A 14,723-nucleotide genomic window follows, 5' to 3' on the forward strand; every position below is an offset into this window, starting at 1 on the left:
CATCACCCTCTTGGATGAGAATTGCCCGACTTGTACCACTTATGCTGTTCGGTACCCGTACAGCTTACGCCGTACATCTCAGCCACGTCCGAGCGGGTACCGAAGCCCGGGGCAACGATCGGGCCAACAGCCACCCGGCGTGAACTACGCCCGACACCGCCGGAGTTGAGCCTTCCGCACCATGAAGGCCCCCGCGAGTCCACCTCGCGGGGGCCTACGGGTGCGGGAGGGGCTACTTGCCCGTCTCCTTCTCGTACGCCTTGATGACCTCGTCGGTGGGGCCGTCCATCAGCAGTTCGCCGCGTTCCAGCCACAGCACGCGGTCGCAGGTGTCGCGGATGGACTTGTTGTTGTGGCTGACCAGGAAGACCGTGCCGGCTTCCTTGCGCAGCTCGCGGATGCGGGCCTCGGAGCGCTTCTGGAAGGCCCGGTCGCCGGTGGCCAGGGCCTCGTCGATCATCAGCACGTCGTGGTCCTTGGCCGCGGCGATGGAGAACCGCAGCCGGGCGGCCATGCCGGAGGAGTAGGTGCGCATCGGCAGCGAGATGAAGTCGCCCTTCTCGTTGATGCCGGAGAAGTCGACGATGCCGTCGTAGCGCTCGCGGATCTGCTCACGCGACATGCCCATGGCCAGACCGCCCAGGACGACGTTCTTCTCGCCGGTCAGGTCGTTCATCAGGGCCGCGTTGACGCCCAGCAGCGAGGGCTGGCCGTGGGTGTAGACCTTGCCGCGCTCGGCGGGCAGCAGCCCGGCCACCGCCTTGAGCAGCGTGGACTTGCCCGAGCCGTTGGAGCCGATCAGGCCGATGGACTCGCCGCGGTAGGCGGTGAAGGACACGCCCTTGACCGCGTGCACCTCGCGCACACCGGTGGACGGCTTGCGGCGGATGATCCGGTTCAGCGCCGCGGTGGCACTGCCCCGGCCCGCACCGGTGCCGTAGACGCGGTAGACGATGTGCAGGTCGTCCGCGATCACCGTCGGGATACGCTCCCCCGCCGCCTCGGTCGGCTGGAGGCCGTTGTTCTGCTCAGCCACGTCCGTACCGCTCCTCAGCCTTCCAGAAGTACACAAAACCGACGACGCCCATCAGCAGCGCCCATCCGCCGGCGAACGCCCACACGTGCGGCGGCAGCTGCTTGTGCGTGAAGCTGTCGATCAGCGCGAAACGCATCAGGTCGATGTACACCGCGGCCGGATTGGCGTAGAGCAGGACCTCGACGAACTGCGGGACGTGCTTGCCCTTGAGGATCAGGTCGATGCTGAACATCACGCCGGACGCGTACATCCACGTCCGCATGATGAAGGGCATCAGCTGCGCCAGGTCCGGGGTCTTGGAGCCCAGCCGCGCCATGACCATCGCCAGGCCGGTGTTGAACACGAACTGCAGGGCCAGCGCCGGGAGCACCAGCAGCCAGGACCAGGTCGGCATCTGCCCGAAGCCGAGCAGGATCAGCACCAGCACGCCCATCGAGAACAGCAGCTGCTGCAACTGCATCAGGCAGAACGACACCGGCAGACACGCCCGCGGGAAGTGCAGCGCGCGCACCAGACCGAGGTTGCCGGAGATCGCCCGGGTACCGGCCATCACCGAACTCTGGGTGAAGGTGAAGATGAAGACGCCGGTCACCAGGAACGGGACGAAGTCGGGGACACCCTTCCGCGTACCGATCAGCAAGCCGAAGATCAAGTAGTAGACGAGCGCGTTCAGCAGGGGCGTGGCCACCTGCCAGACCTGTCCCAGCTTGGCCTGGCTGTACTGCGCCGTCAGCTTCGCGCTGGCGAAGGCGGAGATGAAGTGCCGCCGCTGCCACAGCTGCCGGACGTACTCCGGGAGGCTGGGCCGGGCCCCGCTCTGCGCGAGCCCGTACTTCTGGGCCCGCTGGGCGGGCGAGAGCCCTTCGTCGGAAGCTGGCGGGGCACTCATGGCGACCGCACTGTCGTGCGTGGTCTCGCTCACAGTTGACACTTTCGTCCTCAAGGTGCGCTGCCGGGGCCACGCCCCGGTTCGCGCTGATGCTCTCAGATACGAGCTTGTCAGATGACGGGTGGGCGGCCCAGTCGGGTCAGTCGCCAAACGGTAGCCCACTTCATGGGGCGCCTGGGACCGCACGGGGTCGCCCAGCCCTCCTTGAAGCCGCCCAGCCAGGCCCGCAGCGCCGGTCGCGACGGCCGGCGGGCGAGGGTGAGCAGAAACCAGACACCGAGATAGACCGGAACCAGCAGGGCGGGGAGGTTGCGGCGGGCCAGCCAGACGCGGTTCCTGGCCACCATCCGGTGGTAGACCGCATGCCGGGCCGGGGCCGTCGTCGGGTGGAAGAGGACCATGTCCGACCGGTAGTCGATCAGCCAGCCCGCGTCCAGCGCCCGCCAGGCCAGGTCGGTCTCCTCATGGGCGTAGAAGAAATCGTCGGGCAGCCCGCCGACCTCCTCGAACACCTTCGTACGGACCGCGTTCGCGCCGCCCAGGAAGGTGGTCACCCGCGAGGAGCGCATCGGGTCGGACGCGCGCAGCCTGGGCACGTGCCGGCGCTGGGTCTCCCCGGTCTCCGGATCGGCGATCCGGAAGCTGATGATCCCGAGCCCGGGGTCCTCGGCGAACGCCTTGCGGCACAGCTCGGCGGTGTCCTCCCTGGCCAGCAGCCCGTCGTCGTCCAGGAACAGCAGGACGTCGACCTCGCTGCCGCCGGGGCCGAACGCCTCGATGCCGACATTGCGGCCCGCCGGGATGCCGACGTTCTCCGGCAGCTCGACGGTCCGCACGTCCACACCGGGAACGGCCAGCTCGGGCAGCGGCGAACCATTGCCGACGACGGCGATCGCGATCGGGTCGCCGTGCTGCTTGGCGACCGAGTCCAGCAGCGCCCGCAGCTCGTCGGGGCGGTTGCCCATGGTCAGGACGACCGCACCGACGCGCATGCTCGTACCCACATCGGCTCCCGTCACTTGAGCCTGCTGGAGGCGAGGATGGACACGAGGTGGAGCAGCGTCTGCAGCAGCGCGATGCCGGCCAGCACGGCAACGCCCAGACGGGAGAAGAACAGGTCGCCCCGTACCGTGTCCAGGACCGCCAGGACCAGGATCAGCAGGGACGCCTCGACGCCGAGGACGAGCCGGTGGAACTTCAGCGCCGCGGCCGCCTTGCGGGCCAGCGCCATACCGGACGAGCGCGGCTCGGACGCCGCCTCCTTGACCGGCGGCAGCCCGCCCTGGTGACGGGCCACGCCGACGAGGTCGGTCTCGGCCTTGATCAGGATGGCGCCGAGGGCCGCGAGGGTGCCGAGGAACGCCCACAGCCAGTCGATCCGCCCCGCGCCCCACAGGTCGGCGGCGCGCAGGCCGAAACCGACCAGGACCGCGGCGTCGCACAGGTAGGCGCCGACCCGGTCCAGGTACACGCCGCCCAGCGAGAACTGCTTCTTCCAGCGGGCGATCTCGCCGTCGACGCAGTCCAGCAGCAGGTAGAGCTGGACCATCAGCACGCCGAGCACGGCGCCCCAGATCCCCGGCACCAGCAGCGCCGGGGCGGCGAGGACGCCGAAGACGGTCATCAGGTAGGTCAGCTGGTTGGGCGTGACCCGCGTGTTCACCAGGTGCCGGTCGATGCGCAAGGAGATCTCGCGCATGTAGAGCCGGCCGGCCCAGTGCTCACCGCTGCGCCGGTCCTTGACACCCGCGGGGTGCACGACCGGGCGGAGTTCAGCTACTGACGGCTTGTGCATAGTCGGCGTAAGCGTCCCTGATCTGGTCGGTGGACAGGTCGAGGTGCTCCAGGATGGTGTAGCGCCCGGGGCGGGTCTTGGGTGCGTACTCGACGGCCTGGACGAATTCCTCGTCCGTGAAGCCGATCTCACCCGGCGTGACCGGCAGCCCGTGCCGGCGCAACACCTCGACCATCAGGTCCCGGGTCTCCTTGTCCCCGCGCAGATGCGTGGCGAAGGCGGCGGCGAGGCCGCACTGCTCGCCGTGGCTCGCGGCGCGCTTGGGGAAGAGGATGTCGAGCGCGTGGTTGATCTCGTGGCAGGCGCCGGACGCCGGACGGCTGTCGCCGGCCACCGACATCGAGATGCCGGTGAGGACCAGGCCCTCGGCGAGCACCTGGAGGAAGTTGTCGTCGCCGACCCCTCCGGGGTGCCGCAGCACGGCCTCGCCGGCCTGGCGCGCCATGGCGGCGGCCAGCCCGTCGATCGCCTCGCCGGTCTCGCGGTGCGAGAGCTCCCAGTCCGCGACCGCGGAGATGTTGGAGATCGCGTCGCCGATACCGGAGCGGACGAACCGGACCGGGGCCTCACGGATGATGTCGAGGTCGATCACCACGGCGATCGGGTTCGGCACACCGTAGGAGCCGCGGCCCGCGTCGTTGTCCAGCGTGGCGACCGGCGAGCACAGGCCGTCGTGCGAGAGGTTCGTCGCGACGGCGACCAGCGGCAGGCCGATCCGCGCGGCGGCGAACTTGGCGCAGTCGATGATCTTGCCGCCACCGAGGCCCACGACCGCGTCGTAGTGCCCCTTCTTCATGGCGTCGGCGAGCTTGATCGCTTCATCCAGCGTGCCGCCGCCGACCTCGTACCACTCGGCGCCGGGCAGCGCGGGGGACAGCCGCTCGCGCAGCCGCGCCCCCGAGCCGCCGCTGATCGCGATGGCGAGCTTGCCGGACGCGGAGATGCGCTGATCGGCCAGCAGGCCCGCCAGGTCGTCCAGGGCGCCGGCGTTGATGTCGACGACGACCGGGGACGGAATGAGGCGGGTCAGTACTGGCATGCGATGTCACGGCCCTTCGCCAGGTCGTCGTGGTTGTCGATCTCGACCCACTTGACGTCGCCGATCGGGGCCACGTCCACCTTGAAGCCGCGGTTGACCAGCTCCTGGTAGCCGTCCTCGTAGTAGAGGTCGGGGTCCCGCTCGAAGGTGGTCTTCAGGGCGTCGGCCAGCTCGTCGGCGGCCTCGCCCTCGATGAGGGTGACACCGATGTACTCACCGGTCGCCTCGGCCGGGTCCATCAGCTTCGTGATCTTCTGGACGCCCTTGGCGGGGTCCACGACGACCTTCATCTCCTCGTCGGCGAGCTGCTTGACGGTGTCCAGCGCGAGGATGATCTTCTGGCCGTTGCCGCGGGCGGCGAGCAGGGTCTTCTCGACGGAGACCGGGTGCACGGTGTCGCCGTTGGCGAGGATCACGGTGTGCTTGATGGAGTCACGACCGCACCACAGGGAGTAGGCGTTGTTCCACTCCTCGGCCTTGTCGTTGTCGATCAGGGTGAGCTTGAGGCCGTACTTCTGCTCCAGGGCCTCCTTGCGCTCGTACACGGCCTCCTTGCGGTAGCCGACGATGATCGCGACCTCGGTCAGGCCGATCTCGGCGAAGTTGCCGAGGGTCAGGTCGAGGATGGTCGTGTCCCCGTCGACCGGCACCAGTGCCTTGGGCAGGGTGTCGGTGTAGGGGCGCAGACGCCGTCCGGCGCCGGCAGCCAGCACGAGGCCGATCATGCGGGTTCTCCTTCATCGTGTACGGCGGGTGCTTGGGAGGACACCCAGAAGCGGATGCTCTCGGCGAGCACCAGCAGCGCCAGGACCACAGCAAGGGCCGTCAGCGCGATTGTGAAACCTGAGGGGGACAGCGCGGCAGCGAGGACGGTGACCACGAGGATCCGTCCCTCGGCGCCGCCGGTCGCCCGGACCAGCCACCGCGGGGGGGCTCCGGTGCCACCGCGGATGCGGTAGACCGTGTCGTAGTGATGGTAGGCGACCGCCGCGACCAGCCCGAACGCCGCGGGCAGGGCCCCGGGGACGTCCGCGCGGGCGGCCAGCACCAGGATCGTGACGTACTCGCCGGCCCGGAAGAACGGCGGTACGAGCCAGTCGAGGGCGCCCTTGAGCGGGCGGGAGACGGCCGCACCGGCCAGCAGCGCCGAGGCGGCGGCCACGCCGACGGTGAGCCAGGACGAGGGGTCGTCCTCGAAGATCACCCAGATCAGCAGCACCGCGGCCGAGAGAAACGCCATAGCGGGGGCGAGGTAGGAACCGGTCCGGCCCCGGCCGCGCGTACCGCGGGCGATCAGCTCGGCGACCGGCCCCGAGTCGGCGAGGTCGGCCAGCGCCTGGGCGGCGCGGTCGGTGCGCCGGGCCCGCCGGGTCAGCGAGCGCAGCACGCGTCCCGCGGTGGTGTAGCAGGCGGCCAGCGCACAGACGACGAGCAGGGCGTAGAAGACGATGCGCGGGGTGGTGAGGGCGGTGAGCACGGCGATCATGGCCCAGCGCTCGCCGATCGGCAGCACGATCATCCGGCGTACCCAGACCGTCCAGCCGACGCTGTCGAGCTTGTCGGAGAGCGCGGCGGTCGGGCTGGTGTTGGCCGTGGCGTCGTGGTTCGCCTCGTTGAAGGAGAAGTCGACGACGTGGCGGCAGGTCTGCAGCACCATCGCGCCGAGCGCCAGCGCCCATACGTCGTCCCCGCCGCGCGCGGCGCCCAGGGCCAGGCCCGCGTAGTACGCGTACTCCTTGGCCCGGTCGAAGGTGGCGTCCAGCCAGGCACCCAGCGTCGAGTACTGCAGGGAGTAGCGGGCGAGCTGCCCGTCGGTGCAGTCCAGGACGAAGGAGAAGAGCAGCAGCAGGCCGGCCGCGACGAAGCCGCCGCGGGTGCCGGTGGCCGCGCAGCCCGCCGCGATCAGCGCGGTGAGCAGCGAGGCCGTGGTGACCTGGTTGGGGGTGAGGCCGCGGCGCGCGCACCAGCGGGCGAGGTAGCGGGAGTACGGGCTGATGCCGAAGGTCGTGAAGAACCCGTCGCGGGACTTCACGGCGGTGCGCAGCCGTACCGCCTCGTCGTCGACGGCGGCGACCGCCTCCCGTGCCTCCTCGCGCCGGGCGGGCGTGAGGGCGACGGTGGCGACCAGGCTGCCCAGCTCGACGCGGTGCAGGCCGACGGCGTCGTGGTCCAGGGACTCGGTGAGCGTCTCGGTCAGCACGTCCGTGAGGTGGGCGGTGCCGGCGCCGACCGGGATCCGGCCGACCGCGCGGGCCAGCGCGGGTCGCGCCTCGGGCTGGACGGTGAGCGCACCGGGCACGGCGGCGGCCGGGAAGCGGGGGTCGGTCAGCGCGAGCCGGAGCGCGTGCAGATGCCCCACGAAGCGGGGATCGACGACGGCGATCCGCTGCTGCGCGGGCAGGCCGGCGATCAGCTCGGCCACCGACGCGGGGTCGTTCGCCGTACGGACGTCAAAGCCCAGCGTGCGCAGGTCGGCTTCGAGCGGCGACCCGGCGACCGGCGAACCGGTGAGGATGGCGGTCGACAGACGAACTCACTCCTTGGATGCTGACAAGGCAGCACGGGCCGGTTCGCAGTCGATCCGCATTCGATACGAACTACCCGGGCAGCGGGCGTGGCACACCTGGCGCCCGGTGGGCTGGGGTGGCACGTCGGCAGAGGCTATCGGATCGCCGGATGCGGCCGTTCACCGCACATTCACCGCACGATCGAGTGACCGACGGCTGCGCCTGCCGCGATCATCATGGTGGATCGGGGGGCGCATGAACAACTGGCCAGGGGCCCGGCGTCCGATCCGGTGCCGGTTATGAGCGGGCTGGTCACAGGGCGGGCGGGTTGTGCCGGGGCAGGTGCGGCACCAGCCGTCCCGGGCCCGGCAAAGATCATCGCTCCCGCCGCGGCCGGCGGGCCGCGCCACCCGGCGCCGGCCGCACCCGACGGGCCGGCGGGCGCGAATGTGGCCCCTTTCACGGCGGACGCACAGCGGTTCGCCGACGGGCGCGCGCGGCGTACGGCGCGCGGGCGGTGTGGCGCCGCGCACCCGCTGTGCCGCTGATCAGGGCCCGGCTAGGGCAGACTTGACGTCGTAGACCGACGACAAGGATGGGCATGCCGATCACACCTGCCAACGGACAGACCACCGCGAACGCGGCGGTGACCACACCGGGCGGCGCCGCCGAACCGATCATGCTGGAACTGGTCGACGAGGACGGTCGGACGATCGGCACCGCGGAGAAGCTCGCGGCGCACCAGCCTCCGGGCCAGCTGCACCGGGCGTTCTCGGTCTTCCTCTTCGACGAGAAGGGCCGGCTGCTGCTCCAGCGCCGGGCGCTGGGGAAGTACCACTCCCCCGGTGTGTGGTCCAACACCTGCTGCGGTCACCCCTACCCCGGTGAGGCGCCGTTCGTCGCCGCGGCCCGCCGCACCACGGAGGAGCTGGGGCTCGCCCCCGCGCTGCTGGCCGAGGCGGGCACGGTGCGTTACAACCACCCGGACCCGGACTCCGGGCTCGTGGAGCAGGAGTACAACCACCTGTTCGTGGGGCTGGTGCGGACCGAGCCCGCGCCGGACCCCGAGGAGGTCGGCGAGATCGCGTTCGTGACGCCGCAGGAGCTGGCCGAGCGGCACGCCGCGGCGCCGTTCTCCTCGTGGTTCATGACCGTGCTGGACGCGGCCCGTCCGGCGGTGCGTGAACTCACCGGGCAGTCGGCGGGCTGGTAGCGAGCGGGGTGAGCGGGAGTTCGGCCCAGATGGCCTTGCCTCCGTTCACCGTGTGCTCGACGTCGCATTTGCCGCCCGCCTCGGCCGTGAGCGTCTTGACCAGCCACAGCCCGCGGCCGCCGACATCCCCCTCCTCCGCCTCCAGCGCCTTGGGGCGGTAGGGGTGGTTGTCCTCGACCGCGACCCGGAGCCAGTTCGCGCCGATGGTGACCTGCACGGCGATCTGCGGCGAGAGCAGGGCGGCGTGCCGGACGGCGTTGGTGACGAGTTCGGAGACGATGAGCAGCAGGCCGTCCATGATCTCGGCGGCCACGGGCACGCGCTGTTCGGCGAGCAGGTCCCGGACCGCGTGGCGGGCCTGGGGCACCGAAGCCTCCAGTGCCGGGGCGGTGAACCGCCAGACGCCTTCGTACGCGAGCGGGGAGGTCAGCTCTTCAGGGGGTTCTGCGGGGGGTCCGGAAGGCATCCTCACAGGAAGAGTGTTGAGAATGCGTTGGTCCGTACCGGCCTGCTGAACGCAAGTCAGCACCTATCGACACCTTGTGGCCGATTCGGAGTGATTTGATCGGCGAGGTGACCGATCCTGTCCTCTTTGTTCCTGCTTCACGGAACCCCCAGGAAGAGCGACCGTACGATCCACGCCATCGGGACGCACCGGAGCCTTCCGGTCACAGCAGCCGCACACAGCACAGCAGGCCCGGTGCCTGAGCACCGGACCTGCTGTACACATCAGTAGCGGGGACAGGATTTGAACCTGCGACCTCTGGGTTATGAGCCCAGCGAGCTACCGAGCTGCTCCACCCCGCGTCGGTTGCCCCTACCTTACGGGTCGGCGACCTCAGGACCAAATCGATAATCACAACGGGCGTACGGAGAGGCTCCGTGCCTGGTCAGACGGCCCGGTCGGTGATCCTGCCGGCCTCCACCCCGATCCGGCGCGTGGTGTGCACCGCCTTGAGCATCCGGCGGTCGTGCGTGACCAGCAGCAGGGTGCCCCGGTACGACGCGAGCGCGGACTCCAGCTGCTCGATGGCGGGCAGGTCGAGGTGGTTGGTCGGCTCGTCCAGGACCAGCAGGTTGACCCCGCGGCCCTGAAGGAGCGCCAGCGCGGCACGGGTGCGCTCCCCCGGCGACAGGGTGCGCGCCGGGCGCAGCACATGCGCCGCCTTCAGCCCGAACTTGGCGAGCAGGGTGCGCACATCGGCCGGCGAGAGGTCGGGGACGGCAGCCCGGAAGGCGTCCATCAGGGGCGCGTCGCCCAGGAACAGCCCCCTGGCCTGGTCGACCTCGCCGACCACCACACCGGGGCCGAGCGTGGCCTGCCCGGTGTCCAGCGGCAGCCGGCCGAGGAGGGCGGCGAGCAGGGTGGACTTGCCGGAGCCGTTGGGACCGGTGATGGCGACCCGGTCGGCCCAGTCGATCTGCAGGTCGACCGGCCCGAAGGTGAAATCACCGCGTCGGACGCCGGCGTCCCGGAGGGTGGCCACGACCGCGCCGGCGCGCGGCGCGGCGGCGATCTCCATCCGCAGCTCCCACTCCTTGCGGGGCTCCTCGACGACCTCCATCCGCTCGATCAGGCGCTGGGTCTGCTTGGCCTTGGCCGCCTGCTTCTCGGTGGCCTCCACCCGGCCCTTGCGGGCGATCTTGTCGTTGTCGGTGGCCTTGCGGCGGGCGTTCCTGACGCCCTTCTCCATCCAGTTGCGCTGGATGTGCGCGCGGGTCTCCAGGGCGGCCTTGGTCTCGGCGTACTCCTCGTACTGCTCGCGTGCGTGCCGCCGGGCCCGCTCGCGCTCCTCCAGGTAGGAGGCGTAGCCGCCGCCGTAGCTGTTGACCTGCTGCTGGGCGAGGTCGAGCTCGACGACGCGGTTGACCGTACGGGTCAGGAACTCGCGGTCGTGGCTGACCAGGACGGTGCCGGCGCGCAGTCCGGTGACGAACTCCTCCAGCCGCTGCAGGCCGTCCAGGTCCAGGTCGTTGGTGGGCTCGTCCAGCAGGAAGACGTCGTAACGGGAGAGCAGCAGGGAGGCGAGCGAGGCGCGGGCGGCCTGGCCGCCGGAGAGCGCGGTCATCGGCTGGTCGAGGCCGATGGAGAGGCCGAGCTGGGCCGCGGTCTCCTCGGCGCGCTCGTCGAGGTCGGCGGCGCCGAGGTCGAGCCAGCGCGTGAAGGCCGTGTCGTAGGCGTCGTCGGCGCCGGGGCGCTCCTCGGCCAGCGCCTCGGTGGCGGCGTCCAGGGCGCGCTGGGCGTCGGCCACGCCGGTGCGGCGGGCGAGGAAGGCCCGTACGGTCTCCCCGGGGCGGCGGTCGGGCTCCTGCGGGAGGTGGCCGACGGTGGCGGTGGGCGGGCTGAGGGAGAGCTTGCCCTCCTCCGGGGTGTCCAGGCCGGCCAGCAGGCGCAGCAGGGTGGACTTGCCCGCTCCGTTGGCGCCGACGAGGCCGATCACATCGCCGGGGGCGACGACGAGATCCAGGCCGGAGAACAGGACGCGCTCGCCGTGGCCGGCGGCGAGGTCTTTGGCGACGAGAGTTGCTGACATCAGGCCGCCGATCGTATCCGGCCGGCACGTCGGTGGTCGCTCTAATATCCGGGCATGGAACCGGGTCTCACGACGCACGTCAGCGACGGCACAGCGACCGTCACCATCAGCAACACGGGCAAGCGCAATGCGATGACCGTCCGGATGTGGCGGGATCTGCCGCCCCTGCTGGACCGGCTGGCCGGCGACCGCGCCGTACGGGCGCTGGTGCTGACCGGCGACGGCGGCACGTTCTGCGCGGGTGCGGACATCGGCTCGCTGCGCGGGGACGCGGCGGGCGAGTCGCAGGGCCTGGCGGTGGCGACCGAGGAGGCGCTGGCGGCCTTCCCCAAGCCGACGCTGGCGGCGATACGCGGCTACTGCGTCGGCGGCGGCGCCCAGTTGGCGGCCGCCTGCGATCTGCGGTTCGCGGAGGAGGGCGCGCTGTTCGGCGTGACGCCGGCCAAGCTGGGGGTGGTCTATCCGGCGTCCGCCACCCGGCGGCTGGTCCGGCTGGTGGGGCCGGCCACGGCCAAGTACCTGTTGTTCTCGGGCGAGTTGATCGACTGCGCGCGGGCGCTGCGGACCGGGCTGGTGGACGAGGTGCTGGCCGAGGGCGAGCTGGCCAAGCGGGTGGCGGAGTTCTCGGTCGTACTGGCGAGCCGGTCGCTGCTGACCCAGACCGCGGCGAAGGAGCTGGCCAACGGGACCTGGGACGTGCCGCCCGCCGAGGCCGAGGAGCGCGGTGCCCACTGGGCCGCGCAGGCGCGCGCGAGCGGCGACACCGCGGAGGGTGCCGCCGCCTTCCTGGAGCGCCGGGCGCCGCGCTTCACCTGGCCCGCGCCCTGACGCGGGACCGGCGCCGCGGGCGCCCCCGGCCGGCCGGGACTACTCCTGGCCGCTCAGCACGAACCGGGTGCGGTCCCGCAGCAGCGCGGTGACCTCGGCCGGTGCCTTCTCCGGTGCGCCCGCGTCGTAGGGCGGCTGCGGGTCGTACTCGATGCCGAGCTGGATCGTCTGGGCCACGGTGTCCCCGGCGATCCGGCCGGCCAGCCGCAGGCCCATGTCGATGCCGGACGAGACGCCGGCCGCCGTCACGTACTTGCCGTCGAAGACCACCCGTTCCCCGGTCGGCTCGGCGCCGAGGCCGGGCAGCTGGTCCAGTGCCAGCCAGTGGGAGGTCGCCCGGCGCCCCCGGAGCAGGCCGGCGGCGCCGAGGATCAGCGAGCCGGTGCACACCGAGGTGGTCCAGGTGGTGCCGGCGTCCACCGCGCGGATCCACTCGTGCAGCGGGCCGTCCGCCATCAGCGCGGTCTGCCCCGGGCCGCCGGGCACGACGAGGATGTCCGGGGCGGTGACCTCACCGAGCGCGGCGTCGGCGACCAGGCCGAGCGCGCCGAGATCACTGCGGTGGGTGCCGGCGCGCTCGCCGACGAACACCGTCTCGGCTCCCGGGATCCTGCTCAGGGTCTCGTACGGGCCGATGGCGTCCAGGGCGGTGAAGCGGTCGTAGAGAAGGATGGCGATCTGCATGTCGGCTCCTGGTGTCGAGGAATCGCGGAAAGGGTCAGGGGAAGCCCGGCGGGGGTCAGACCGGCCGGGGCTGCGGTGCGGCCGGCTGGAAGCGGCGGCGGTACTCCGCCGGGGAGGCGCCCAGGACCCGCAGGAAGGCGCGGCGCATCGCCTCGGGGGTGCCGTAGCCGCAGCGGCGCGCGACCTGCTCGACGCCGTCGACGGTGTCCTCCAGGTGGCGGCGGGCCGCCTCCAGCCGCACCAGGTCGACGTAGCGCCCCGGCGTCATGCCGACCTCGTCGCGGAACGCCCGGGCGAAGTGCCGCGGCGAGAGCCCCGCACGGTCGGCGAGGGCGTCGACGGACAGGTCCGCGGCCGGGTTCTCTGTGATCCAGTGCTGTACGTCGCGCAACGGCCGCCGCTGCGCGGTCTGGGCCGCCAACTGGGCGCTGAACTGGGTCTGGTTGCCGGGACGCCGCAGGAAGACCACCAGGTGCCGGGCGACGGTCAGCGCGAGATCGCGGCCGAGGTCCTCCTCCACCAGGGCCAGCGCCAGGTCGATACCGGCGGTCACGCCCGCCGAGGTCGCCAGATCGCCGTCGCGTACGTAGATCGGTTCGGGCTCGACGCGCACGGCCGGGAACCGCTCGGCGAGGGTGTCGCAGAGCATCCAGTGGGTCGTCGCGCGGCGGCCGTCGAGCAGGCCGGTCCCGGCCAGCAGCAGCGCCCCGCTGCACACCGAGACCTTGCGCCGGGCACGGTGGGCGTTCCCCCGCAGCCATGCGGTCAGCCGGGGGTCGGGCGCACGGGTGCCCTCGCCGCCGGGCACCAGCAGGGTGTGCGGCGCCGGGGCGTCGGCGAGCGCGAGGTCGGGGACGAGGGTCAGTCCGCTCGTCGTGCGGACCGGAGCGGCGTCGAGGGCGGCGGTGCGGATCCGGTAGGCACCCGGGGCCGCCCGGTCCGCCCCGTTGAAGACCTCGACCGGGCCGGTGACGTCGAGGGCCTGCACGCCGTCGAAGAGGACGACCAGCACATCGCGCTGTTCCATGGCTCCATCCTGGGCAGCGGACCGGTTGGCCGCAATGACAGGTTTCCCACCTTTCCTGCCATGCCGCGGCACGGGGAGCCGGCCGTGCCCGCGGGCGGAGCGGGCCCGGTGCGGCGCCCGGCGCCCTGGCGCCACGCCCATACCGACGGGTCGGTACCCTGCCCCGTATGACCTCTTCCAGCGCTCTGCCCGAGCAGGCCGGCCGCGCCTGTCACAACGTCGTCAACCCCTTCCACTCCACGCACTACTTCGCGCCGGAGCTGCCCGCCGAGATGGCCGCGCTCGGCATCGAGGACCGCAGCGCGAGCTACTTCGCCTGCCGCAGCGCGGCCATGGGCGCGGTCGGCCCCGGCACCGTCACGGCCACCTTCTACAACTTCAACCACGAACTGATCGCCCGGCACGTACCGCACGTCTGGTCCGTCACCACGCCCGAGCAGGTGCTCGCCGCCCGGCTGCGCGCCGCGGACGCCACGCTGCGCCGGCTGCTCGGTGACGCGGCGGTGGAGTCGCCGGAGATGGCGGAGGCGGCGAAGCTGGCGCTGCGCGCCACCGAGGGCTGCACCCCGCAGGCCCGGCCGCTGTACGCCGCGCACGCCGACCTGCCCGTGCCGGACGCCCCGCACCTGGCCTACTGGCACGCCGCGACGCTGCTGCGCGAACACCGCGGCGACGGCCACCTGCTGGCGCTGCTGGACGCCGAACTGGACGGACCGGAGGCGCTGGTCACGCACAACGCCAGCGGCCGGGGCATGAGCTTCAAGGGCGTCATGGCCACCCGCGGCTGGTCCGAGGACGACTGGCAGGCGGCCCAGGAGCGGCTGCGGACCCGCGGGCTCCTGGATGCCGAGGGCGAGTTGACCGAGGCCGGTGTCCAGCTGCGCAAGGACCTGGAGCGCAGGACGGACCGGCTGGACCGGGGACCGTACGCGCACCTCGGCGCCGAGGGCGTGGCGCGGCTGACCGAGCTGGCCACCGGCTTCACCACCACCGCCATGAACGCCGGCGCGTTCCCCGCGGTGATGTTCGGCAAGTAGGGCCCTCCGGCAGCTCGGCAGGAAGAGCCCGCGGGGGCGGGCCCGGGGTGTGCGTGCGGCTTCTCACACCCCGGCGCTCCCGGCCGGGCGGTGCGACACCCCGGGCCGCCAACCGGCACAATGCAGGCTCCAAG

At 71.9% G+C, this 14,723-nt stretch carries 14 protein-coding genes and 1 tRNA gene; 3 read left to right on the forward strand and 12 right to left on the reverse strand.

Annotation, left to right across the window (positions count from 1 at the left end; all coding sequences use genetic code 11):
- Window positions 1-232: 232 nt before the first annotated feature.
- The 7 genes from SL103_RS23635 to SL103_RS23665 form a co-directional block, all read right to left on the reverse strand.
- Window positions 233-1,036 (reverse strand): ABC transporter ATP-binding protein, encoded by an 804-nt coding sequence (locus SL103_RS23635; protein WP_069570955.1) that lies wholly within the window; start codon window positions 1,034-1,036, stop codon window positions 233-235.
- Complete coding sequence (locus SL103_RS23640; RefSeq protein WP_069570956.1) at window positions 1,029-1,958, reverse strand: ABC transporter permease; 930 nt, start codon at window positions 1,956-1,958, stop codon at window positions 1,029-1,031. The genes SL103_RS23635 and SL103_RS23640 overlap by 8 nt, the downstream gene beginning before the upstream one ends.
- A gap of 77 nt (window positions 1,959-2,035) precedes the next feature.
- Entirely contained in the window at window positions 2,036-2,917 is an 882-nt protein-coding gene (locus SL103_RS23645) for a glycosyltransferase family 2 protein (RefSeq protein WP_069570957.1), read from the reverse strand.
- Window positions 2,918-2,940: 23 nt separating this feature from the next.
- A complete protein-coding gene (locus SL103_RS23650) occupies window positions 2,941-3,720 on the reverse strand; it encodes a CDP-alcohol phosphatidyltransferase family protein (protein ID WP_079145939.1) in 780 nt (259 codons plus the stop codon).
- A complete protein-coding gene (locus SL103_RS23655) occupies window positions 3,698-4,759 on the reverse strand; it encodes an iron-containing alcohol dehydrogenase family protein (protein WP_069570959.1) in 1,062 nt (353 codons plus the stop codon). The genes SL103_RS23650 and SL103_RS23655 overlap by 23 nt, the downstream gene beginning before the upstream one ends.
- Window positions 4,747-5,484: a sugar phosphate nucleotidyltransferase gene (locus tag SL103_RS23660; RefSeq protein ID WP_069570960.1), complete on the reverse strand. Its 738-nt coding sequence runs from the start codon at window positions 5,482-5,484 to the stop codon at window positions 4,747-4,749. The genes SL103_RS23655 and SL103_RS23660 overlap by 13 nt, the downstream gene beginning before the upstream one ends.
- Window positions 5,481-7,286 (reverse strand): DUF5941 domain-containing protein, encoded by a 1,806-nt coding sequence (locus SL103_RS23665; RefSeq protein WP_069570961.1) that lies wholly within the window; start codon window positions 7,284-7,286, stop codon window positions 5,481-5,483. Before SL103_RS23665 ends, SL103_RS23660 begins: the two co-directional genes overlap by 4 nt.
- A gap of 581 nt (window positions 7,287-7,867) precedes the next feature.
- Here SL103_RS23665 and idi point away from each other — a divergent pair.
- Window positions 7,868-8,479, forward strand: a complete 612-nt coding sequence (gene idi, locus SL103_RS23670) for an isopentenyl-diphosphate Delta-isomerase (protein WP_069570962.1) — start codon at window positions 7,868-7,870, stop codon at window positions 8,477-8,479.
- Here the strand turns inward: idi and SL103_RS23675 are convergent.
- From SL103_RS23675 to SL103_RS23685, 3 genes are all read right to left on the reverse strand, one after another.
- Entirely contained in the window at window positions 8,454-8,945 is a 492-nt protein-coding gene (locus SL103_RS23675) for an ATP-binding protein (protein WP_069570963.1), read from the reverse strand. The genes idi and SL103_RS23675 overlap by 26 nt on opposite strands.
- A 267-nt stretch (window positions 8,946-9,212) precedes the next feature.
- A tRNA-Met gene (locus tag SL103_RS23680) sits at window positions 9,213-9,286 on the reverse strand.
- A gap of 83 nt (window positions 9,287-9,369) precedes the next feature.
- Window positions 9,370-11,013 (reverse strand): ABC-F family ATP-binding cassette domain-containing protein, encoded by a 1,644-nt coding sequence (locus tag SL103_RS23685; RefSeq protein ID WP_069570964.1) that lies wholly within the window; start codon window positions 11,011-11,013, stop codon window positions 9,370-9,372.
- 54 nt (window positions 11,014-11,067) lie between these two features.
- Between SL103_RS23685 and SL103_RS23690 the strand changes: the two genes are divergently transcribed.
- Window positions 11,068-11,841, forward strand: a complete 774-nt coding sequence (locus tag SL103_RS23690; protein ID WP_069570965.1) for an enoyl-CoA hydratase/isomerase family protein — start codon at window positions 11,068-11,070, stop codon at window positions 11,839-11,841.
- A gap of 39 nt (window positions 11,842-11,880) precedes the next feature.
- On the opposite strand, the gene SL103_RS23695 is transcribed toward SL103_RS23690, so the two are convergent.
- Window positions 11,881-12,525, reverse strand: coding sequence for a DJ-1/PfpI family protein (locus SL103_RS23695; protein ID WP_069570966.1), 645 nt, complete (start codon window positions 12,523-12,525; stop codon window positions 11,881-11,883).
- Window positions 12,526-12,580: 55 nt separating this feature from the next.
- Window positions 12,581-13,552 (reverse strand): GlxA family transcriptional regulator, encoded by a 972-nt coding sequence (locus SL103_RS23700; RefSeq protein ID WP_069570967.1) that lies wholly within the window; start codon window positions 13,550-13,552, stop codon window positions 12,581-12,583.
- A gap of 167 nt (window positions 13,553-13,719) precedes the next feature.
- On the opposite strand from SL103_RS23700, the gene SL103_RS23705 reads away from it, so the two are divergent.
- On the forward strand, window positions 13,720-14,589 hold the full coding sequence (locus SL103_RS23705; RefSeq protein ID WP_069570968.1) for an SCO6745 family protein: 870 nt from the start codon (window positions 13,720-13,722) through the stop codon (window positions 14,587-14,589).
- Window positions 14,590-14,723: the final 134 nt, after the last annotated feature.

It is taken from the genome of Streptomyces lydicus, assembly GCF_001729485.1.
In the GTDB taxonomy this organism is placed as follows: domain Bacteria; phylum Actinomycetota; class Actinomycetes; order Streptomycetales; family Streptomycetaceae; genus Streptomyces; species Streptomyces lydicus_D.